The organism is Blautia sp. AM28-27 (assembly GCF_003480905.1).
In the GTDB taxonomy this organism is placed as follows: domain Bacteria; phylum Bacillota; class Clostridia; order Lachnospirales; family Lachnospiraceae; genus Fusicatenibacter; species Fusicatenibacter saccharivorans.
Genome location: NZ_QUJK01000001.1, coordinates 774,314 through 796,223, shown reverse-complemented (window position 1 = coordinate 796,223; position 21,910 = coordinate 774,314). Strand labels below are relative to the sequence as shown.

Genomic DNA, 21,910 nt, shown 5'->3' with positions numbered 1-21,910 from the left:
GGAGGAGGTTCGAACGTCATGAAAAAATCACTTTTATTTCTCTCTTCCCTGCTTCTTTTTTTCTGTCTTCTTATCTTTCCCGCGCGGACTTTTTTCTATGCCTGCGAGGGTGTCAATCTCTGGTTTCATACCATTCTTCCGTCACTTCTGCCGTTTCTGATTCTGACATCTCTTCTTCTGGAAACAGGAGCCGCGCGGCGGATCTCTGCCCGTGCAGAAGTTTTTTTTCAAACGGTTTTCGGTCTTTCCCCGGCTGGGTTTTATGCACTTTTTCTCGGTCTTTTCTGCGGTTTTCCCATGGGAGCGCGCATCACTGCCCAGCTCTATGAGGCAGAAGAAATTGACCGGAACGAAGCGTGCTATCTTTTAACCTTCTGCAGCAGTCCGAGTCCTGCTTTTCTGTCTTCCTATGTTATCTTAACTGCGTTTTCCGGACAGATCCATCCCGGGTTCGTCTTCGGCGTGCTCTACGGTTCCAATTTTCTAACTGGTTTTCTGTTCCGGCTTGTTTTCCGCCGCTTCCGCCTGCACCGGCACACCGCCCATCGGACACATTCCGTGGAAAAAAAAGAGATGTCAAAACAGACTTCCAAAGGAAACCTGCTGGACACCTCTATCATGAACGGATTTGAAATCATTACACAGCTTGGCGGATACATCATCCTGTTTTCCATTCTGTCCGGACTTCTGATGGATCTGCATCCGTTTGGTTCCGCCTCGCCCCTGCTCTGCGGCGTGCTGGAAATCACGACGGGAATCGCACAGCTTGCCGCGTCCTCTCTTCCTTACGCCGGAAAAGTCTCTGCTATCCTTACCTGCGCCGCCTTCGGCGGTCTCTCTGTCGCTGCCCAGACAAACTGTATGATCCATAACAGCGGTCTGCCCCTCTGGCCTTATCTTGCCGGGAAGCTCTGCTGTGCTGCTTTCGCAGGAACGCTTGGTTTATTCCTCTTCGCTTTCCTCTTCTGATGCCGGATCATATTCCGGTACGACAACTTCTTCCTCTGGCTGCTCTTCTTCCGGAGCACCCTGCGGGGAGAGCTCACTTCTGTTCTGAACAACGGTATTGTAGCAGCTTGTCAGGGATTCTACAAAGCTGTTGTATTTCTCTCCTGCATCGTTTAATGCAGTCGTCATAATATTGCTTAAGTTGGCAAGCATATCATCGGTATATCCGATGGCACCGAGACGGATGCTGTTGGCATCGTTGGTTGCAGCATCCAGGATTTCCTGTGCCTGCTGGTTTGCATTGTTGACGGTCTCATTTGCCTGTGCGTATGCTGACTGCATCACTTCACTCTGCTCTACCATCTCTCTTGCCTTTGCCTGTGCCTCTGCAATGATGGCATCTGCCTTGTTCTGTGCATCTGCCAGAATCGCATCTTTGTTGCTGATGATCTTCTGGTACCGTTTGATCTCGTCCGGTGTTTTCAGACGGAGCTCACGGAGAAGCTCTTCTAATTCTTCTTTATTTACAACGATTTTGGTGGTAGACAGCGGCTGATATTTACAGCTCTCTACATACTCCTCAATTTCTTCGATGATCTGTTCAATTCTGCTGCTCATTTTAATTCTCCTTATCTTTTATCCTGCGGCATTCCTTCTGAATTTCGGGCGGCATACTTTGCGCGGATTTCTTTTTCCACAAAATCCGGAACAAATTTGTGAATGTCGCCGCCAAAAGCAGCTACTTCTTTTACTACCGTGGAGCTGAGGTACGCATACTCCAGCGAGGTAATCAGAAACGTGGTATCTACTTCCGGTTCCAGAACGCGGTTCGTCTGTGCCATCTGCAGTTCATATTCAAAGTCTGTGATCGCGCGGAGTCCGCGGACGATCGTATGCGCCTGGCATTCCTTCGCAAAATCAACAGCGAGCCCGCTGAAAGAACGGACTTCGACATTTGGAATGTCCTGGGTCGCTTTCTTTAGTATATTAACACGTTCTTCCACAGAAAACAACGGAGATTTTGAGGAATTATGTAAAACTCCCACGATTACGCGGTCAAAAAGCTTGGATGCACGCAAGATAACATCCAGATGACCATACGTTACAGGGTCAAAAGTTCCCGGGTATACGGCTGTCTTCATGATTCTTTTACTCCTTCGTGTTTGCTTTTCGGGGTAAGGAATACATGGACATTTGTCTTATAGATTTTTTTCTTCAGAATTTCGTATCCGGCATCCTCCGCCCAGTCGAAATCAGTATTCAGCGATGCTTCTACAATAATTAAGGTATCCTCACCGATAAAAGAGGCGTCGCGGAACGCATACAGCACGTCCTTTTCCAGTCCCTTATCGTATGGCGGGTCCATAAAAATGCAGTCAAAAGGCTCCTGTCCCTGAAGCGACTGCAGAGCTGCATGCGCTTCCATGGGCAGGAGCACTGCCTGCTGTTCCAGCTTCGTAAATTTTAAATTCTGCCGGATACAGTCTGCTGCAGCTTTGTTCTGCTCTACGAACCACGCGCGCTCGGCGCCGCGGCTCAACGCCTCGATTCCGATCGCCCCGCTTCCGGCGAACAGATCGAGAAAACGCGCATCCGGCAGATACGGCTGAAGCATGTTAAATAAGGTTTCTTTGATCCGGTCCGTCGTCGGCCGGGTCTGTCTGCCGGGAACCGTCTTTAATGGAAGACTCCGGCATTTTCCTGCTATTACTCTCATGTTGGTCTTATTTTCGTCCTTACTGTTTTTGTTTGATGGATCAGTCGGCTTTCAACTGCTCTCTCCAGTCCAGATCTCCTCTTGCAAGTCCCAAAATCAGAGACTCCGCGGTTCCGATATTTGTTGCAATCGGGATATTGTACTGGTCGCAGGTACGGATAATTTTGTAGACATCCGGCTCTTTCGGATTGATCATCGTCGGATTGTAAAAGAAAATTACCATATCCATATCGCCGCGTTCAATCATCTCGGTAAACTGTTTGTCTCCGCCTACGCTTCCAGGCAGAAACTTGTGTACATGAAGGTTCGTCACCTCTTCAATCCGCCGTCCGGTGGTTCCGGTGGCGTACACCTCATGTTTCATGAGGATTCCCTTGTATGCAATACAGAAATCCTCGATCAAACTCTTCTTGCTGTTGTGTGCTATGATTCCAATATTCATTACTGCAAACCGCCCCTTCTCCTGTTTTTACTACCATGTACAGCAATTATAACAAATTTATTTTCAATACGCAATTCTTTTTGTGAATTTTTTACACAGTTTTTATATTTTTTTCTGACGTTCCATTTTTCCTTCTTCTTTTACTTTCTCCGCTTTTCCGGAAAAAATACAGAATCTGGAAGTTTATTTTTGTTTTCTTTCCACATACTATGACCGTAGCAGAACAGATGAAAAACACATCCGGATCTGCTTCACAGCAGCTTTTAACAAGCACAAAGATAAAGGAGGGAATGAACATGGCGAATCGTTCATCGAATACCGCAGCAGTACCAGAAGCAAAAGGCGCTCTGGACAAATTCAAATTTGAGGTGGCAAGCGAACTCGGCGTGCCGCTCAGTGATGGCTACAACGGTAACCTGACTTCCAAACAGAATGGTTCTGTCGGAGGTTATATGGTCAAAAAGATGATTGAGCAGCAGGAACGCCAGATGTCCGGCGGTTCTTCTGGCCAGTACTAATCATCCCGGTATAACATCCTGATGCCGGAACAGGCATCAAAAAGCGTGAGCTCTTTTCTTTTCGGAAAAGCTCACGCTTTTTTCTTGCTCCTGCAGAGCTGGTACATAATACTTACAGATCAATGCTTCCGGTTACATCATCATTGATTACGTAGTAAGCAGTAAATTCCTCCGGTTTTACATAAACCTTCAGGCTCTTTAATTCCTCTGCTTTCTTGCCATATCCTTCGATCCAGATCTGCTGGATTCTCTCGTACAGATCTTTCTCCTTGATTTCTCTTCCGCCGAACTGCAGAATCATCTCCTGCTCCGCTTCTTTCTTTGCTGCTTTTGCAGGTGATTTTTTCTCTGCCGGCTTTTTCACTGCTGCTGGTTTTTTCGGTGCAGCCGCTTTCTTTGTCGTTGTTTTCTTTGCTGTTGTGCGGGTTGTTTTTGCAGCTTTTGCTGCCGGTTTTTCTTCTGCTTTTGCAGGTGCTTCCTCTGCTGCTGCAGTTTCCTTTACAACTTCTTTTGCAACTTCTTTTACAGCTTCTTTCTCTGCTGCGGTTGTTTTTTCTGCTGCTTTGGTCTCTACTTTTACTGTCTCGTTCTCTGCTGTCTTAGCCTGGGCAGCTGGTTTTTTCTTTACCATATCTGTTTCCTCCCATTTGGACCGGCCCTGTATATTTTGGAAGAGCCATCCTGCGAACTATTATTCAGGCGAACGCTTGACACTCACGGTCCGCACATTTTTTGATTCCTTGTTTATGATACATGAATTTTTTTGTCATTTCAAGTAATATCTGATTTCGCACGAATTTTCCACGAAATTGTACAGTCATTTTCCATACTATCCAATCAGGCTGTTACTTTTATCCGATTTTGCATTTTAAAGCCGGATTTTTTTTGTAATTTTTCACAATCCAATGTCGTGGTTTTCCAGATCAAGATACGATTTCATTACCTTTTTCAGCAGTTCATGCTCCGGTTTTTCAAAATAAGGATCGTCGGCAAGCAGTTCTGAAGCCGCCTCACTCGCTTTCTGCAGGATATCGGCATCCCGGAAAATATCTGCCATCTGGAATTCCATATCCCCGCTCTGGCGCGTTCCCAGCAGATCGCCGCTGCCGCGCAGTTTCAAATCTTCCGAAGCAATATAAAACCCGTCGTTCGAATGGTTCAGGATTTCCAGACGTTTGGCGGTCTCCTGATCTTTGTTTCCGCGGATGAAAATACAGTAGGACTGATGCTCTCCTCTTCCGACACGTCCGCGGAGCTGATGGAGCTGTGCAAGGCCGAACCGTTCGGCATTTTCCACCATCATCACCGTCGCATTCGGCACGTTGACACCGACCTCCACGACTGTCGTCGAGACGAGTACCTGGATTTCTCCGCTGGCGAACCGCTCCATGATCTCGTTTTTCTGCGCCGCCTTCATCTGTCCGTGCAGCATCTCTACTGTGATGCCCAGCAGCTCTTTTTTCAGGAGCTGTGTATAGTCGGTGACGTTTTCCGCTTCCAGACCCTCGCTCTCCTCCACCATCGGGCAGATCACATACGCCTGACGGCCCAGTTCGACCTGACGCGTGATAAAGCGGTAAGCTTTTGGACGGTAAGACGTATCCACCACACAGTTTTTGATCGGCAGACGCTTCGCCGGAAGTTCATCAATCACAGAAATCGAAAGATCTCCGTACAGAATGATAGCCAGGGTTCTTGGAATCGGCGTTGCACTCATAACGAGAACATTCGGCGGTTCCCCTTTTTCAGCAAGTGCCGTTCTCTGCCGGACACCGAAGCGGTGCTGTTCGTCTGTGATGACAAGCGCCAGATTTTTGTACTGTACCTTTTCCTGAATCAGTGCATGTGTGCCGATCACCATTTTGCAGCTTCCGTCTTCCAGACTGGCATAGAATTCCCGGCGTTCTTTTGCTTTCGTGGATCCAGTCAGAAGGCGGGGATTGTATCCCGTCAGATTGTTTTCTTTCAACAGAGTGCAGAGCGATTCATAATGCTGCCGCGCCAGAACCTCCGTCGGAACCATCAGCGCCGATTGGTAGCCGTTCTCAGCTGTCATAATCATTGCAAGGAATGCCAGAATCGTCTTTCCGCTTCCGACATCTCCCTGTACCAGCCGCGCCATGCGGGTATGGCCTTTTAAGTCCCGCTCCAGTTCGCCCCACACGCGCATCTGTGCATTCGTGAGACGGTACGGCATATTTTCGATGACTTCCTCCGTCTTCCAGACGGCGCGGATCGGGAACACATTGGTAATTCCCTCCGTCTGCTCTTTTAACTGCCGCAGGGACAGGATGAAGAGAAAAAACTCTTCGAACACAATTCTGCGCCGCGCCGTTTCCAGATGCTCCTGGTCTTTTGGAAAATGAACCTCATGGAGGGCATAATTGATTTCACAGAGTTCATACCGGGCACGGATTTTTTCCGGCAGATAGTCCTGCGCAGGTGCGCATCGTTCCAGCACCTGTGCAACGGCCTTGCTCACCATCTTGTTCGTGAGACCGGCTGTCAGCCCATAAACCGGCTGAAGACTTGCCAGAAGCTCATGGTATGCGGCAGGAGTGAAGATTTCCGGCTGCTCCATCACGAGACGGCCTGATTTTTCCTGTATCTTTCCGCGGAAGATAAAAACACTGCCTTTCTTCAGCGTGCTCCGCAGAAACGGCATATTAAACCAGGTAAGCTGCAGCCGCACCGGCTCCTCGTAGAGTTCCAGGACAACGACGCTCTTTCTCTGGTTTCCTTTTACCGACGGACTGTGGACAATTCTTCCGTATACCGCATTCTTTTCCTCTTGTCTGCATTCGCGAAGGGGAACCGGCTCTGCATAGCAGTCATAATCTCTTGGATAATAATGCAGAAGCTGCTGCAAATTGTAGATTCCTACTTTTGCAAACAGCTTCTCCGTTTTTTCACCGATCCCCTTCAGTGTTGTCAGGGGTTCCGTATTCATATTTTTCTTTCCTTACTCTTATTCAACCGAAACGACACAGTAGTAAATCGGCTGTCCGCCATAGTTTACTTCCACATCGCAGTCCGGATATGCCTGCTCGATTTTTTCGCCAAGGCTTTCGGCATCTTCCTCACTCATATCTTCACCGTAGTAGATGCTGATCAGCTCGCTGTCCTCATCGACCATGGCGCGGATGGTTTCTTCTGCAACGGTAAGAATATCCTGTCCGACAGCGAGAAGTCCATGATCGCCAAGTCCCATGATGTCGCCCTGATGGATCTCTTTCTCATCGATGTGGGTATCACGTACCGCGTACGTTACCTGACCGGTTTTTACCATCTGGATGCCCTCTGTCATGGCCTCCTCGTTCTCTTCTGCAGATTTCTCCGGCACATAGCTGATCATGGCTGTGATGCCCTGCGGAACGGTTTTGGTCGGAACAACGATGATATTTTTGTCCTCAGTCATGGCTTTTGCCTGATTTGCTGCGAGGATGATATTTTTGTTGTTCGGCAGAATAAAGATATTCTTTGCATTGACCTTCTCAATTGCAGTCAGCATATCCTCGGTGCTCGGGTTCATGGTCTGACCGCCCTCGATCAGGTAATCAACACCGAGTCCCTGGAAGATCTCTTTGATTCCCTCTCCGATGGACACGGCGATGAATCCGTTCTCCTTCGGCGGCTGTTTTGCTGCTTCTTTTCTCTTCTTATCTTCCTCTGCCTGCTGTGCTGCGATCTTTTCTGCGTTCTTGATCAGGCGCTCCTGATGCTCCTCACGCATGTTGTCGATCTTCATTCTGGTCAGCTGTCCGTACGTCAGCGCCTTGGAAATTGCTTTTCCAGGATCGTTGGTATGTACGTGTACCTTAACCAGCTCATCGTCTGCAACGAGAACGATCGAATCTCCGATTCCATTCAGGAAATCTTTGAATGCATAAACCTCTTCATCCGGAAGCGGGTTTTCCAGCATAATGATAAACTCGGTGCAGTAGCCGAATTTGATTTCTTTTTCTGTCTCTTTGGACGGTCTGACAAATTCTGTCTTTGCTTCCGGCATCTCGAAATTCAGATCAATCTCTTTCCCGAGGAACGCGTCATATGCGCCCTGCAGTACGGTTAAGAGACCCTGTCCGCCGGAATCCACAACGCCTGCCTCTTTTAATACCGGAAGCATCTCTGGTGTCTGGGAGAGCACGTACTCTGCATGCGCGAGAACGTCCTCGATGAATGCGTTCAGATCTTCGCTTTCCGGTGCAAGCTCTGCTGCTTTCTCTGCTGCTCCCTTTGCCACGGTCAGGATGGTACCTTCTTTTGGCTTCATAACGGCTTTGTATGCAGTCTCGACTGCTTTTTCCATTGCCTCTGCAAGAATCTCTGCATTCAGCTCTTGATAGTCGCGGATCTTCTTGGTAAAGCCACGAAGGAGCTGGGAAAGAATAACGCCAGAGTTACCTCTGGCACCGCGCAGAGAACCGGAAGAGATTGCCTTGGAAAGGTTGTACATGTTCACTTCTGTGAGCGAGTTTACTTCCTTGACTGCGGACATGATCGTCAGCGTCATGTTGGTACCTGTGTCGCCGTCCGGTACCGGGAACACGTTCAGCTCATTGATCCACTCTTTCTTTACTTCCAGATTTTTTGCACCAGCCAGAAACATTTTTGCCAGTAAGCCGGCATCAATTGTATTTGTAGCCACTTTCTTCATTTCCTCCTATTACCATCAGTCGATGACGCGAACGCCTTCAACCAGGATGTTGATTTTTTCAATTTCCATTCCGGTGAACTCTTCCACCTTGTATTTCACATTATTGATCAGGTTATCTGTTACGGCAGAAATACTGACTCCGTAAGAAACAATCACGTGGAAATCCAGGGAAATTTTATTTTCCGAAATCGATACATTGATTCCGTGTGTCAGACTCTCTTTTTTCAGAAGTTTGACCAGTCCATCTTTCATGTTTACCGCTGCCATTCCGACAATGCCGAAGCACTCCACAGCAACGCTGCCCGCATACAGGGCGATTACATCCGGATTGATTACGATTTCTCCCAAGCCTGTATTCATACGACCTTTCATGCCTTGTATCCTCCAATTCCATCATACTATTCAAAACACATGGAGACAGGAATAACTGACTCCACTCTACGATACATTATAACCGCTTTTCCGCAAAAAAGAAAGTTTAAAATGAAAAACCTTCAAAATTCATATAATTTTTTCATTTTTTACTTGCAAAACCGGTATAGATCTGTTAGAATGACTTATGTTGTGAGTCTAAAATGCGTTTTGACTCAAGTACGTATGTCAAGGAGGTGCAATCATGGCAAAGTGTGCAATTTGTGAGAAGGGTGCTCATTTCGGAAACAACGTAAGTCATTCACATAGAAGAAGCAATAAAATGTGGAAATCTAACGTAAAATCTGTCAAAGTTAAAGTTGACGGTGTACCGCAGAAAATGTACGTATGTACTTCCTGCTTAAGATCCGGAAAAGTAGAGCGTGCATAAGTTGAATGGTTAAAAGGCCTTTCCAGTCCGGGAAGGCTTTTTTGCTGTTTAAAAATAGAATTAAGATTTTAAAAAAAGTTCTGGGAAGAGCAAACAGGACATAAGTTTTCGCTTATGCCCTGTTGTGCTCTATTTTTTATATTTTAAAAGGGAGAAAAAAATAGCGTGGTCTCTTAAGCTGAACCTGCCAACGATCCATATGCTTAGCAAAAGAAAAAGAGCATCCTACCGAAACTTTCATTCTGGTAAGACGCCCTCGTCTTGATCTATGATATTAGTATAGTTGGCTGATTCATTTAAGATGGACTTATTATAGCGCAGCTTTCTTCATTTTGCAAGTATTTCTCTGTACAAATCAGCCAGTTCATTTCCGATCTTTTTGTGCATCTTTCACTATTCCCCTGTATTGCAGAACAGATGATATCCCACGCACAGCAGCAGAGCGGCCGCAAGAACCGTAAGAAATGAGCTGCGGATCATCAGGCTGATGAGAAGCCCGACCCCCATCCAAAACAGCAGAAAACCTAAAATTCTGCACAAACGAGCTTACTCCTTATCCGCCTCTTGGTTTATTATATGCTCTACTTTCTCTGCGGTATACCCGTCCTCTTCCTTTTTGCCGGTAAAGCGGCTGATCAGATCCGGAGCCATGTCAATGATTTTGGTCACAGCATCCTGGTTTTTGATGTTGACCAGACGCGTTCCGTTTTTGCTGATGACAAGAACGGCGCTCGGAGAAATTTTTCCGCCCATACCGCCTCCTGCATTGTTCTTTGCATTTTCTGCGAATGCGCCCGCTCCCACGCCGAAGGAAACGTCTACCAGCGGCAGAAGAATCGTATCCTCAATGTGGATCGCCTCACCTACGACCGTCTTTGTTGTGATAAAACTGTCCATTCCGCGGAACAGTGCTTCTACGGTATTCTGAAATGTGTTGTCCTTTTCTGCCATCTTTTAGGCCTCCTTGTGTTTGAAATGTCGTATGGTTTTCCGAAGATTCTGATCCCGGAATAATCGAAGTGCAATGCCGGCTGCTGTCACAGCCTGAAAACTTCCTTTCATCCGGACATCGCCCTGGAGAATTTCCTGTTCGAAATCCGGCTGGATGGAAAGGTCTTTCGGCAGTTTTCCATAAATCATACCCAGAATGCCGAGTGTCTCTCCGGTCAGTGCCGGATCGTTAAATCCGAACCGGACTGTGCCGGTTACTTTTTTCGGTGCTGCTTTCTTCAGGAAATAAAGCACTTCTTTCTTTGCATGGAGCAGCGCCTCACGGAACATCTTCGAACGGAAGAATTTTTTCACACTCTCCCACTTTCTTTTTAACCGTCTGCCTGCCTGGATTTTCTGCTCCAGTTTTTCAAGCAGACGGAACGGAAGTTCCAACAGCCGGAAAGCTGTCTGCAGCAGACGGCTGGCAAGATTCAGCAGTTTTTCCGGAAGATATTCGATCCTTCCGAAAAACCGTTCCAGAATGCTTTTTTTCGGCGCATCCGGTTCCTGCTCTTGCTCTGGCTGCTCCTTCTGTGCTGTCACCTTCTGCTGCTTTTCTTTCTGGTCCGGTGCTTTCTGCTCTGCTGTTTTTTCTGCTTCCAGCGCATTTTCTGTCTCATTTTCCTCCGTCCGGGGCACGGACGCTTCTCCCCGGCGGATCTTTTTCAGCCGCCGTTTCCATGTTTCCAGTGATGCCCCGAAAAGCAGAATCTGCGCCTCCGACTTCTGTTCCTCATACGAGGCCGTCAGCGCGACAGCTCCGAAAAGCCACGATACTCTTCCGCTCGCTTTTACGCAGGCAAATCCCTCTTCTTCTTTCAGAACCTGCGCCCGGTAGCAAAAAGGAAGAAACAGGACGGTGCAGACGATAAGAAGCACGAGAAACAGTAAAACAAGGAGTAAAATCCCCAGTGCCTTCAAAATCATGAATAGTATATGTATCATTCACATCCCTCAATCCGGTTCAGCAGCCATTCCCGGATTTTTACTTCTCCGGTTTCCCGATAAGTTTCCAATGCGATCGCCTCCACAAGCTCAAAAGCTTCCTCGCGCGACACGGCAAGTCCGACAATCATCGGACAGTTTCTCCGCACGGCCGGCTGTAAAAGCAGATCCGCCGGAATTACATCCAGATTGTTCTGCTGATTGGAAGGCAGTGTGAGGAGCCAGACTCCCGGAACTGCTTTTTTGTTCTCAATCCGGCGCATCCATTTTTTCTGTTTCTTTTTTGCAGTATCCCCGACGTACAGATTTTTATACCAGTTTACCATATTTTCCCTGAGCTTGTGGCTGAACCTTCCATAAATTTGCTCTCTTCAGTTCCAGATACTCCTGATAGGCCTTTTCCAGAATCTGCCGTTCATTGGAAAACTTCAGCAGATGATATGCTTCGTGATACTTGTAATAGCCCGAATCCACAAAGTATTCTTCTCTCTGTGGACGGCTGTAGTAGCCGGATGAGACCATCAGATACCAGTGCACCTCTTTTTCCACGGTGTCCTCCGGAATGCTGAAGCTGTACTGGCTTTTTCCCACGTACTTGATGATGGTGCCGTGCACGCCGGACTCCTCATATACCTCGCGGACAGCAGTCTGTTCATGGGTTTCTCCCGGCTCAACGGTTCCTTTCGGCAGAACCCAGCCTTCATATTTGTTGCGGTAGCTTTTGTAAAGCGTCAATATTTTTCCACGGTAGATTACGATACCTCCGCAGCTTACTGCTTCGATCATACGTTTTAAGCTCCTTCTGGCTTTTTCCATTCTCTGACAGCTCTTTTCTTCCCGCTTGCCGCCAGATCTTCTGTTAAAAAGTATACCTCTTTTCCCGCCCCCGCGCAACCTTAAAACCGCATCCTTTTTCTAACATTTTTCTAAAAATTCAGAAAACGCGCCCGAACCCATCCTTTCCGGTTCGAACGCGTTTTTTTCATCGTTTACTGCTGTGCATAATATGCTTCAATTACCTGTCTTGCAATCGGTACAGCGACTTCACTCGAATATCCGCCGTTTTCTGCCACAACAGCAATGACAATATCAGGATCATCCGCATTGGAGAATCCGACAAACCAGGAATGCGGTGTCTCTCCGTCGCTTCCGTGTTCTGCGGTTCCTGTTTTACCGGCGATATTGTACGGCAGATCCGAAAGTGAAACTGCAGTTCCGTTCTGGACAACGCCTTTCATCAGCTCTGTCAGCGTATTGGCTTCGCTCTCGGACATTACCGTGCCAAGAGACTCTTTGTAAAAGGTTTTGACTGCCTGTCCGTCCGCAGACACAATGTTATCCACATAACGCGGTTTGATCATTTCTCCGTCATTTGCAACCGCGGAGGCGATCAGTGCCATCTCCATCGGTGTTACCAGCGTATCGCCCTGGCCAATGGAGGTCTGCATCACAAGAGCATCCGCCGTTGTCGAATCAAGATCGAAAGAACTTTTGCTGGTCGGAAGCTCCAGATCCAGACGGCTGTTCAGATACAGGGAATCCGCCAGCGAGCGGAAGGCATCTTTATCCAGCCCAAGGCCAATCTGTGCAAAGGCAGAGTTGCACGAATGTGCAAACGCACCTGCAAAATCTTCCGGTCCATGCACTTCACCACCGGAGCAGTGAATCGTATAGTTTCCTGCTGTCAGCTCACCGTCACAGTCGAACGAAAAACCGTCCAGTGTGCCGTTCTGACGGAGATACGCAAGCGAAGTAACAATCTTGAACGTAGATCCCGGCGGATATCTTCCCTGCAGACCGCGGTTCAGAAACACGCCGCTCTCATCGTCTGCGTTCAGTGCCTCCCAGTCCTCATCAATCGTATTAGGATTAAAAACCGGATTGCTCACATTGGCAAGTACACGGCCCGTTTTTGCCTCCAGCACGACAACTGCACCGCGGTATCCGTCCAGTGCATCGGCCGCGGCCTGCTGGAGTGTTGTATTCAGCGTTGTATAGAGACTGTCTCCCGGGTTCTTCGCATCGCTGAATTCATTCTTTACCTGCTTTAACTTACTTGTATGGGACTCCATCAGCATATAGTTGTAGGAAGATTCGAGGCCGCTGTTTCCTTTTCCCGTGTAGCCAACCACCTGCGCAAACAGGCTGCCGAACGGATACGTTCTTACCTCATCCCCGTTTTCATCTGTCGTCGTCTTTGCCAGTTCCTGGCCGTCCGCAGAATAGATTGTTCCGCGGATCACGCGCTCTGCATAGTTATTCTGTCTCGTATTGTAAGAACTATTCAGAAATTCTTCTTTCCGCACGACATTAAAGTAAACGAGATACGCGATCAGCCCAAGAAACATTGCCACGAACAGGAACGAAACGATCAGATACGGCCCTGCGCCGTTGTTTGCCGCCTTACCAGTGGAGGCTGTTCTCGGTCTGCTCTTCGATCCGCCGTTCGAATTCATCCGGCTGCTCGCGGTACTTCTGGCGGGTTCCCTGTCCGTCGTTCCGGCTGCCGCTCTTCTTTCGTCTTTCGGTCTCTTCGTCCGGGCGTCGTTTTTTCTTGGCGCCTGGGTCGTTTTTCTGCTGGTTTCGTTTCTTCTTGTTTTGTCTTTTCTCAAGCTCCTCACCTTCGTCTTCCCTTAAGATGTACAATCCCTGAATGATCGACAGCATCAGCACCGTGGAGAACATAGAGCTTCCTCCATAGCTGACCAGCGGCAGCGTGATACCTGTCATAGGAATAAATTTAATGGTTCCTCCGATGGTGAGGAACACCTGTGTCGCATATTCCGTTCCAAGACCCATGGCAATCAGTTTGTAGAACCGTTTGCTCATCTTCATGGAAATATTGATAATCAGAAGGAATGTGGACATGCACAGCAGAATCAGGCAGATTCCGAAGATAATGCCCATCTCCTCACAGATCGCACAGAAAATAAAGTCTTTCGTTGCAACCGGGATAATGTCAGGCCGTCCCTCGAAAAGGCCGGTTCCGAACCATCCGCCGGAGCACATGCCGAAGAGGCCCTGTGCTAACTGGCTGCTGATATCCCAGTTTCCGATCGGATCCTGCCAGAGTGCCACACGGTTCCGTACATGGGAAAACAGGAAATACGCCACAACGCAGGCGGCACTCATTCCCGCAAGTCCCAAAAGCGGATATCTGGCTTTTCTCGTTGCCACATAGATTACAACCACGTACGCCATAAAGAAGACAAACGCAGTTCCAAGGTCGGTGGATGCAACAAGGATCAGCACATGAACTGCCGCAATGACCGTTGCTTTCACAACGTTTCCAAAGGAATTATCCTCGCGCAGCATGCCTGCCATAAAGAACACGAGTGTGATCTTGGCAATCTCGGAGAGCTGGAACGTAATGCCGTGGATTTCGATCGACAGCTTCGCACCGCCGGAAGTAAAGCCAAGCACCATAACGACGGAAAGCATGGCAATTCCGAGCACAGCGTAAATCCAGGTCAGATTTTTCAGGAACTTGCCCTTTCGGACAATGACCGGAATGATGAAGCAGAGCAGTGTGGATGCCGCCAGAATTTTGTACTGGGACATCGCCTTTGACACGCTCAGTCTCGTCAGAATAATCATGCTGATCGAGAGCAGCATACACATGTTGTTTACCAGGATCATCGATGCCTTCCGGTAAATCAGGCGGTACAGGATCTGTACGCCCAGGATATACGCCATCGTGAGCAGAAACATCTGAATCGTTGATACTTCGCCCTCCTGCAGGAACATCACGAAGAAACAGATGAAATTCATCAGAATGATCATGATGATCTGCCGCATCAGAATGTAATGGCGCTCATCCTCATCCCGCTCTTTGAGTGCAGCAAACGACTGCACGGTAAAACAGATCATGAGGAAGGTAATCACATATTTTGATAACTGAACAATGGTATTTTCCATAAATTCCCCTTATTTTTTTCTCACCGTTTACTCTACTTTCCGGCGGAAATGGCCTTTGGTATATTCCTGTTCGGCCGGAACTGCGATTCCTTTACAGTACGTTCCAGCAAACGCAGCGGCGATTTCTTTTGTCTCCTCCAGTGTCTCGATGGTAAAATTCAGCCGCACCGCAGCCGGATGCATGGACCGGATCTCATCGGCTTCTTTTACCAGGCCGAGCGGAAGGCTGTTGTAGATCACACTGTAGCACGAGGTGCAGTAACTCTTCACCGGGAAGTATTTTCCCATCCGGTCTTTTAAGCGTACCAGAGAATAACTGTGATTGCAGCCGTTCAGGTTCTTCTGGACACACTGGGCGGAAACCATCATCGGAAGGTAGCCGTAGACCACCATTTCGCTGTTCGTATTGTCACGTTTTCCGATTTCCCGCTCGTTCAGCTCATACGGAACGGTATCACGCTGCACGCCCTGCTCCTGCCAGAATGCCTGCGCACGGCTGTTGTACGTGTAAACGCTGTAATCGAGCCGGATATCCTTTTCCATTCCCATCTCTTTCAAAAACGAAAAGCTTTCGAGATTGCGGATCAGGAAACCGCCAAGACCGATCTCCTTCAGACAGCGGAACGTGTCGCGGTATTCCTTCAGATCGCCTTCACGCACAACGTGCGGCAGCATCAGATAAACCTGTTTTCCCAGTTCTTTCGCCTGCAGGATGCCTTTTTCCGCCTGCTCTTCGAAGATTTCCCGTTTGAAGCATCCCATGCCGGCGTAGATCGTCGTGATCTCCGGAATCTCGAGCAGTGCATTCCACTGGGCTCTCGTCTCGGCAGATGCGGTCAGCTCCATTTTCTTTTCTGCCCTGCTCTCCTGGTCCGGTTTTCCAGATGCTTTTGCTTCCTGTTCCGGCTTTTCCGCTGCTTTTCTGCGGTATGGCTCTGTCATCTCTTTCACCAGCTGGTCTGAAACGCCTCTCCGCAGCTCGTTTAACGTCTGCATCGGCACGAAACAGTTGTCATCCATACAGACATCGAGTTCTTTGAAATAGAATGGTGTCTCGCCTGTCTTTTCCAGCTGTGTTTTTACGCGTTCCTCGGTCAGCGGCTGCTTCTTTGCCGGTTCTACCATGCCCGCCTCTGCTGTTACGCTGTATTTTCCGCTTTCTGCACTTAAGAACGCCGGCTGGCCCGGATACAGGGTCAGAAAGCCGGAAATCGGCTCTTTTGCCTCAGTCTCGATATAATCTCTCTGGATCTCATAAAAGAGCTGCTCATTTCTGCGCTGTTTCTTTTTATTTTCCTGCTCTTTTTCGTTCTTCAGCGCCATCATATCGCGTCCGTTTCTTACGGTATAATAGCTTTTGTTGAAACCGTCACGGTTATACAGCTCATACAGCTTTTTCATGTCCTCCGGCAGAACGTGGAAACGAGACGGCTTTTTTTCGTACAGATCGAGGTATTTGCGGTAAATGCTGACAACGCCCGCTGTATACTCCGGCTTTTTCATTCTGCCTTCGATTTTGAGGGACATAATTCCGGATTTTACAATCTCCGGCAGCAGTTCTACCGTACACATATCCTTCGGGCTTAACGGATAGCGGTCGCCCGGCTCCCCCATGCGGTGGTTGTCTTTATCGTACGCTTCGTACGGCAGACGGCACGGCTGCGCGCATCTTCCGCGGTTTCCGCTTCTTCCGCCGATCAGGCTGGAAAAAAGGCACTGTCCCGAATAGCAGTAGCAGAGCGCCCCGTGGACGAAGCATTCAATTTCAAGGTTGGTCGTCCGGTGGATTTTCTGGATCTCCGCAAACGAAAGCTCACGGGCCGGTACCACACGCGTTGCGCCAAGGCTCTCCAGGAAACGCGCTCCCGCAGATCCTGTCACTGTCATCTGTGTGCTCGCATGAATGTCGAGATCCGGGAACCAGGAGCGGACCGCCTTTAAAACGCCCATATCCTGGACAATCACGGCATCCAGTCCCTGCTCATAGTACAGACGCAGATACGGATACAGTTTCTCTTCCAGTTCCTCCTCTTTTAAGAGGGTGTTGACCGTCAGATACAGTTTCCGGTTCCGCAGATGGACGTAATCGATGGCTGAGAGAATCTCCTGCTCATCCAGATTTTTTGCATACGCTCTTGCGCCGAATGCGGCTCCGCCGAGATAGACGGCATCCGCACCGGCGGAAACTGCTGCTTTTAACGCTTCCATCGAACCGGCTGGTGCTAATAATTCTGTCTTCATCTTTATCTCCTAAAAACGGGCGATTACCTGTTCCGCAATCCCCCGTTTTTCCTTCTTTTACGCTTTTAATAAATCTTCCAGATCCTTATTTGCCTTATCAAGCTGCCGCTGCAGTTCTTCCCTCTCGCCGCGCACATGTTCCAGCTCGATTCGTTTCTCTTCCAGTTCTTTTTTCAGATCGCCGGCCTGGATTTCCGCTGCGATCAGATCGTGCTTCATATCATAGGTTTCCCGGTCTTTGGCTTCCATATCCTCTTCGAGGGTATCGACCTGGCTTTTTGCTTTGAAATAGTCGTCTGCAATGTTCAGTGCAAGCAGTGTGTGCTTCGTATCCACCGACAGGCGGTTGTATCCGGCTGACTGGGAAAGTTCGCTGATCTTCTGATTCAGATAAGCAGCTACTTTCTGCAGATATTCCGGGCTCTCATAACCTCCCAGTGTGATAATTTTTCCATCTATTAAAACCTGTGTTGTATTTTTTACAGCCATTCTTTTGCTTTTCCTCCACTGAATTTAACCGGACCAAACTCCCGGCTAATATAACCTATCATATACCGAAAATGGAAGAAAAACAACCTTTTTCTGCAAAAAGCAACAGAAAATGAAAGATTCAGGGCTTTTACTCTTCGATCTTACGCGGTGCCTCCAGCCCCAGGTGGTGCCAGGCAAATTCCGTTGCCACTCTTCCGCGCGGAGTGCGGTTGATAAATCCGGATTTGATCAGGAACGGCTCGTAGACATCCTCGATGGTGCCGGCATCTTCTCCAATCGATGCTGCCAGGGTATCGAGTCCCACCGGACCGCCCTGGAACTTTTCCATAATGGTGGTAAGAAGCAGCCGGTCAGTCTGATCCAGTCCGTAACGGTCTACTTCCAGCAGATCGAGGGCAAACGATGCGACCTCTTTTGTGATTCTTCCATCGTATTTCACCTGGGCAAAGTCGCGGACACGCTTTAAAATCCGGTTTGCCAGACGCGGTGTTCCCCTGGAACGGCGCGCCATCTCAAGCGCTCCCTGCGGGTCCACCTCCACATTCAGTACTTTTGAGGAGTGCAGGATAATATTGGCCAATTCTTCCTCCGTGTAAAATTCCAGATGGTGGATGACACCGAACCGGTCGCGGAGCGGGGCAGTCAAAAGACCTGCACGCGTTGTTGCGCCGACCAGCGTAAATTTCGGCAGATCCAGGCGGATCGAGCGCGCCGAAGAGCCTTTTCCGATCATGATATCAATCGCAAAATCCTCCATCGCTGGATAAAGAACCTCCTCGACCTGGCGGTTCAGGCGGTGGATCTCATCAACAAACAGGACGTCGCCCTCCTGCAGATTGTTGAGGATCGCTGCCATCTCACCCGGTTTTTCGATCGCCGGGCCGCTCGTTACCTTCATATGGGTTCCCATCTCATTTGCAATGATGCCCGCCAGCGTTGTTTTTCCAAGTCCCGGAGGGCCGTAAAACAGCACATGATCGAGAACATCACTTCGCTGTTTTGCTGCTTCAATATATACTTTCAGGTTCTTTTTCGTCTTTTCCTGTCCGATGTAGTCGTCCAGGCGCTGGGGACGGAGCGAACCTTCGATTTTCACGTCCTCCTCGAGAACGTCAGTTGTGATAATTCTTCTTTCCATCGTTATAAGGTTTCCTTCTTCCACAATTTAGGACCATCTGCTAAAACATATGCTTCAATGCCGCTTTCAGCACAGCCTCGCTGTCCATGCCTTCGGTGATTTCGACTTTCTTTACTGCCTGCAGTGCTTCCGTTCCGGAGTAGCCAAGCGCAGTCAGCGCCTGTACCGCATCCTGGAAGGCATCCGGTTCGCCTGCCTGCCGTACCGCCGCAGCCGCCTGATTTCCTGCCAGCTTCTGCTCGAACGCTTCCTGCAGGTCGAATTTGTCTTTTAATTCCAGAATCAGCTTCTGCGCGGTCTTCTTTCCGATGCCCGGTGTTTTGGCAATTGCCTGGACATCTTCCGAGAGGACGGCAAAGCGCAGATTGTCTGCAGTAAGCGTGGACAGCACCGCAAGCGCCGCTTTTGGTCCGATGCCGCTTACGCCGATCAGCATACGGTATATTTCAAGATCTTCGCGGGACAGAAAGCCGAATAGGGAAATTCCGTCTTCCCGCACACTCATATGAGTATATATCTTTAACTCTTCTCCCTCCCGGATGCCTGCGTCGAACATACTCGCTGGAATATTCAGCTCGTAGCCGATTCCATGGCTTTCGAGAATCATTTTTCCTTCCGAAAGAGAATCTACAGTTCCTTTGATAAATGCAATCATGTTTTTCCTCCAAAGCGCCGTTTTCTTTTTTCGAAAGCGAACGCACATTCTATTATAGCAGAACTTTTCTCATCACGCAACGATTAGTCGCTGTCTTTCTTGCATGTCAGATTTTTTCGTCTTATAATATCTTTAGATTCAAAAAAGTTTTTCAAAGGAGACAAAAAACCTTATGCAGATCATAGATTCTACCCCCGCTGCTCTCTCTGCCGCTCTTCAGATGTATCTGAGAAACGGCGATGTCTTTTTCGATATTGAGACGACCGGCCTTTCCTGGCGTACCTCGCATCTCTATCTGATTGGTGCGCTGTTCTTTGACCCGGCCGCGGATACTTTCACACTGCGCCAGTGGTTTCTTGATCGACCGACCGAAGAAAAAGAGATGCTTGTCTCTTTTTTCACGTTTCTTTCCGACGTGAAGCGGCTGGTGCATTTTAATGGAACGGCATTTGATCTTCCTTACCTCACACACAAAGCACTGTTTTATCAGATGGAAGATCCGCTTTCGTCAATCGCATCCCTGGATCTTTATCAGGCACTCCGCCCGTTTCAGTCAATCCTGGGACTTTCTTCAATGAAACAGAAAAATGTGGAACAGTATCTCTCATTCCCACGGAAGGATCAGCTTAACGGAAAACAGTTGATTTCGGTTTACCACGACTATCTTCAGACACTGGATGAAAAGAAACTGGAACTGCTTTTCCTTCACAATTATGAGGATGTCCTCGGCATGGGTTCTGTTCTGGAACTGCTCGCGCTTCCTGCCCTGTTTCACGGCGATTTTTCTGTCCAGTCGTGTCGTTTTACCGGACAGACACTGGAAGTTTCACTGCAGCCCGAGCGGGAAGTTCCAGTTTTCCTCTCCCGTGTCTGCGCGGATGGTTCTCTTACAGCCTTTGGTTCACGGGTTTCTCTCTCCCTGCAGACGCATACGGCGGAGCTGAAATATTTCTTCCCGGACTATAAGAATTACTATTATCTTCCGCTGGAGGATCAGGCTGTTCACAAGAGCGTTGGCGCGTTTGTCGATCCGGAACACCGTCAGAAAGCAAAGGCTGCCAACTGCTATCAGCGGCGGACCGGTACATTTCTTCCGCAGCAGGAAGCGTTTTTCACCCCGGCCTTCCGCGAGGATTTCAAAAGCCGCCCTTACTATTTTGAGTGGTCCGATGCCTTTCTTTCGCAGGAAGATCTCCTGAAAGAGTATCTCTGCTCCGAGCTTCAGCTCTTTTTCAAAGGCGATAGCAAAACCAGAAAATAAAACAGCCGTACACGTTTTTGCATGCACGGCCGTTTTTCCGGGACTGTCCTTTCCAAGCAGTCCTTTATTTTTTCTCTTCTTTCTCTTCTACCTTTTTTTCTTCCTTTTTCAGAGAAGCATGATGCGTTCCCTGCAGATGCGGATAGGCGCGCAGATAACGTTTCGTTGTCAGGCGCATCAGCCAGTTGGTCGGAAGCTGCGGTTTTGTCATCTGGTCAAAGCGCTCCAGCAGCTCTTTAAGATCCGGCATCTTATCACTGCGCACATCAAATCCAAGTGCCGCAAACCGTTCTTTCTGCTCTGCTCCGAACTCGGTCAGGCGTTCCTTCTGCTCTGCTCCGAACTCCATCAGGCGGTTCTTCGACTCGAAAAGCGGATTTCTTCTTCCCTCGGCTTCTTTCCGCTCCTTCTCCAGCTTCTGCATCTGCTCCATTGCCTCAGACAGTGTCTGGCGCTTCTCGGCCAGATATTCTTTCATCTTATCTCTGGAATACTCTGCACGATACTGCTGTACTTTCGCATTCATCTCCTCGGCAAGCTGGTTAAAGCGGGATTTCTGCAGATATTTCAGAAATTCTCCCCACGTTTTCTCCAGACTGCGCATCTTCTGTCCCAGCTGGAATGCTGCGGCTGCGGAAAATCCAAAATCTACCAGATAGCAGACGGTAACAACGGAAACAATGATCTCTCCTGTAGTATCCGAAACAAGATTCACTACTTTCACGGCAATCGGCTGCAGAATATAGAACAGCCCCAGTGTAAAGAATCCCCAGGCAATCGAACTGCTGAGGCAGATCTTTCCCTGAAAATTAAACTTCTGATTGCTGTAGTCCCACCAGTGCGCATGAAAAATGGTCTCCATCAGCACGCCGGTTACATATTCCAGAACCGTCGCTACAATGACACCTCCGAAATACAGTGCCCAGACGTTCGCTTCAAACGGGCGCAGGATCAAGTATACCATAACAGCGCCGGTGCCGTACAGTGTCAGCAGCGGACCATTGACAAAACCGCGGTTGACCAGTTTTTTCTGCCGGATCGATACATAGGAACTCTCCCAGATCCATCCGCAGAAGCTGTACAGCCAGAACCATGCTAGAACGTGGTACAGATCCACACCCAGAATCTTCGTCTCCCACATAAACTTTCATCCCCTTTTTCTTTTCTGGTGCCAAAAACAGGA

24 protein-coding genes are annotated in these 21,910 nt (G+C 48.7%); 4 read left to right on the top strand and 20 right to left on the bottom strand.

Features of this window, described 5'->3' with window-relative positions:
• The first annotated feature begins 18 nt into the window (after positions 1-18).
• Positions 19-969 carry a nucleoside recognition domain-containing protein gene (locus tag DW743_RS03830; protein WP_055265191.1) on the top strand — a complete coding sequence of 317 codons (951 nt, stop codon included), beginning with the start codon at positions 19-21 and terminating at the stop codon, positions 967-969.
• Here DW743_RS03830 and DW743_RS03825 read toward each other — a convergent pair.
• From DW743_RS03825 to DW743_RS03810, 4 genes are read right to left on the bottom strand one after another with little or no spacing between them, the layout of a single operon-like run.
• A complete protein-coding gene (locus DW743_RS03825; RefSeq protein ID WP_055265193.1) occupies positions 943-1,566 on the bottom strand; it encodes a hypothetical protein in 624 nt (207 codons plus the stop codon). The genes DW743_RS03830 and DW743_RS03825 overlap by 27 nt on opposite strands.
• 11 nt (positions 1,567-1,577) lie before the next feature.
• Positions 1,578-2,090, bottom strand: coding sequence for a pantetheine-phosphate adenylyltransferase (gene coaD / locus DW743_RS03820; protein ID WP_055265195.1), 513 nt, complete (start codon positions 2,088-2,090; stop codon positions 1,578-1,580).
• On the bottom strand, positions 2,087-2,665 hold the full coding sequence (gene rsmD, locus DW743_RS03815; RefSeq protein WP_022461889.1) for a 16S rRNA (guanine(966)-N(2))-methyltransferase RsmD: 579 nt from the start codon (positions 2,663-2,665) through the stop codon (positions 2,087-2,089). Before rsmD ends, coaD begins: the two co-directional genes overlap by 4 nt.
• Before the next feature lie 40 nt (positions 2,666-2,705).
• Complete coding sequence (locus tag DW743_RS03810; RefSeq protein ID WP_022461890.1) at positions 2,706-3,107, bottom strand: methylglyoxal synthase; 402 nt, start codon at positions 3,105-3,107, stop codon at positions 2,706-2,708.
• 296 nt (positions 3,108-3,403) lie between these two features.
• Here DW743_RS03810 and DW743_RS03800 point away from each other — a divergent pair, with 296 nt between their 5' ends.
• A complete protein-coding gene (locus DW743_RS03800; RefSeq protein WP_022461891.1) occupies positions 3,404-3,625 on the top strand; it encodes an alpha/beta-type small acid-soluble spore protein in 222 nt (73 codons plus the stop codon).
• A 112-nt stretch (positions 3,626-3,737) separates the two neighbouring features.
• Here DW743_RS03800 and DW743_RS03795 read toward each other — a convergent pair whose 3' ends face one another.
• From DW743_RS03795 to DW743_RS03780, 4 genes are all read right to left on the bottom strand, one after another.
• A complete protein-coding gene (locus DW743_RS03795; protein WP_055265199.1) occupies positions 3,738-4,256 on the bottom strand; it encodes a DUF6465 family protein in 519 nt (172 codons plus the stop codon).
• Positions 4,257-4,520: 264 nt separating this feature from the next.
• Positions 4,521-6,575, bottom strand: coding sequence for an ATP-dependent DNA helicase RecG (gene recG / locus DW743_RS03790; protein WP_117760320.1), 2,055 nt, complete (start codon positions 6,573-6,575; stop codon positions 4,521-4,523).
• An 18-nt stretch (positions 6,576-6,593) separates the two neighbouring features.
• Entirely contained in the window at positions 6,594-8,273 is a 1,680-nt protein-coding gene (locus tag DW743_RS03785; protein ID WP_022461894.1) for a DAK2 domain-containing protein, read from the bottom strand.
• Between the two features lie 24 nt (positions 8,274-8,297).
• Entirely contained in the window at positions 8,298-8,654 is a 357-nt protein-coding gene (locus DW743_RS03780; protein ID WP_022461895.1) for an Asp23/Gls24 family envelope stress response protein, read from the bottom strand.
• 244 nt (positions 8,655-8,898) lie between these two features.
• Between DW743_RS03780 and rpmB the strand changes: the two genes are divergently transcribed.
• Positions 8,899-9,084, top strand: coding sequence for a 50S ribosomal protein L28 (rpmB, locus tag DW743_RS03775; protein WP_022461896.1), 186 nt, complete (start codon positions 8,899-8,901; stop codon positions 9,082-9,084).
• A 393-nt stretch (positions 9,085-9,477) separates the two neighbouring features.
• On the opposite strand, the gene DW743_RS18070 is transcribed toward rpmB, so the two are convergent.
• The 11 genes from DW743_RS18070 to ruvA form a co-directional block, all read right to left on the bottom strand.
• Positions 9,478-9,624 carry a hypothetical protein gene (locus DW743_RS18070; RefSeq protein WP_167622772.1) on the bottom strand — a complete coding sequence of 49 codons (147 nt, stop codon included), beginning with the start codon at positions 9,622-9,624 and terminating at the stop codon, positions 9,478-9,480.
• Positions 9,625-9,630: 6 nt separating this feature from the next.
• The gene (locus DW743_RS03770) at positions 9,631-10,035 is read right to left on the bottom strand and encodes a GerW family sporulation protein (RefSeq protein ID WP_117760321.1); all 405 of its coding nucleotides are present in this window, start codon (positions 10,033-10,035) and stop codon (positions 9,631-9,633) included.
• 3 nt (positions 10,036-10,038) lie between these two features.
• Complete coding sequence (locus DW743_RS03765; RefSeq protein ID WP_117760322.1) at positions 10,039-11,022, bottom strand: DUF2953 domain-containing protein; 984 nt, start codon at positions 11,020-11,022, stop codon at positions 10,039-10,041.
• On the bottom strand, positions 11,019-11,348 hold the full coding sequence (locus DW743_RS03760; RefSeq protein ID WP_022461899.1) for a hypothetical protein: 330 nt from the start codon (positions 11,346-11,348) through the stop codon (positions 11,019-11,021). Before DW743_RS03760 ends, DW743_RS03765 begins: the two co-directional genes overlap by 4 nt.
• A complete protein-coding gene (locus DW743_RS03755; protein WP_117508996.1) occupies positions 11,332-11,808 on the bottom strand; it encodes an NUDIX hydrolase in 477 nt (158 codons plus the stop codon). The genes DW743_RS03760 and DW743_RS03755 overlap by 17 nt, the downstream gene beginning before the upstream one ends.
• Before the next feature lie 203 nt (positions 11,809-12,011).
• Positions 12,012-13,370, bottom strand: a complete 1,359-nt coding sequence (locus DW743_RS03750; protein WP_243034501.1) for a peptidoglycan D,D-transpeptidase FtsI family protein — start codon at positions 13,368-13,370, stop codon at positions 12,012-12,014.
• A 55-nt stretch (positions 13,371-13,425) separates the two neighbouring features.
• Entirely contained in the window at positions 13,426-14,940 is a 1,515-nt protein-coding gene (locus DW743_RS03745; protein WP_117760323.1) for an FtsW/RodA/SpoVE family cell cycle protein, read from the bottom strand.
• Positions 14,941-14,967: 27 nt separating this feature from the next.
• Positions 14,968-17,181, bottom strand: coding sequence for a U32 family peptidase (locus DW743_RS03740; protein WP_117760324.1), 2,214 nt, complete (start codon positions 17,179-17,181; stop codon positions 14,968-14,970).
• Between the two features lie 57 nt (positions 17,182-17,238).
• Complete coding sequence (locus tag DW743_RS03735; protein ID WP_022461904.1) at positions 17,239-17,670, bottom strand: cell division protein ZapA; 432 nt, start codon at positions 17,668-17,670, stop codon at positions 17,239-17,241.
• A 130-nt stretch (positions 17,671-17,800) separates the two neighbouring features.
• Positions 17,801-18,811, bottom strand: a complete 1,011-nt coding sequence (gene ruvB / locus DW743_RS03730) for a Holliday junction branch migration DNA helicase RuvB (protein ID WP_117760325.1) — start codon at positions 18,809-18,811, stop codon at positions 17,801-17,803.
• Positions 18,812-18,851: 40 nt separating this feature from the next.
• Positions 18,852-19,466 carry a Holliday junction branch migration protein RuvA gene (gene ruvA / locus DW743_RS03725; protein ID WP_022461906.1) on the bottom strand — a complete coding sequence of 205 codons (615 nt, stop codon included), beginning with the start codon at positions 19,464-19,466 and terminating at the stop codon, positions 18,852-18,854.
• A 172-nt stretch (positions 19,467-19,638) separates the two neighbouring features.
• Between ruvA and DW743_RS03720 the strand changes: the two genes are divergently transcribed.
• A complete protein-coding gene (locus DW743_RS03720; RefSeq protein WP_117760326.1) occupies positions 19,639-20,727 on the top strand; it encodes a ribonuclease H-like domain-containing protein in 1,089 nt (362 codons plus the stop codon).
• A gap of 64 nt (positions 20,728-20,791) precedes the next feature.
• On the opposite strand, the gene DW743_RS03715 is transcribed toward DW743_RS03720, so the two are convergent.
• A complete protein-coding gene (locus tag DW743_RS03715; protein ID WP_055226378.1) occupies positions 20,792-21,868 on the bottom strand; it encodes a putative ABC transporter permease in 1,077 nt (358 codons plus the stop codon).
• Positions 21,869-21,910: the final 42 nt, after the last annotated feature.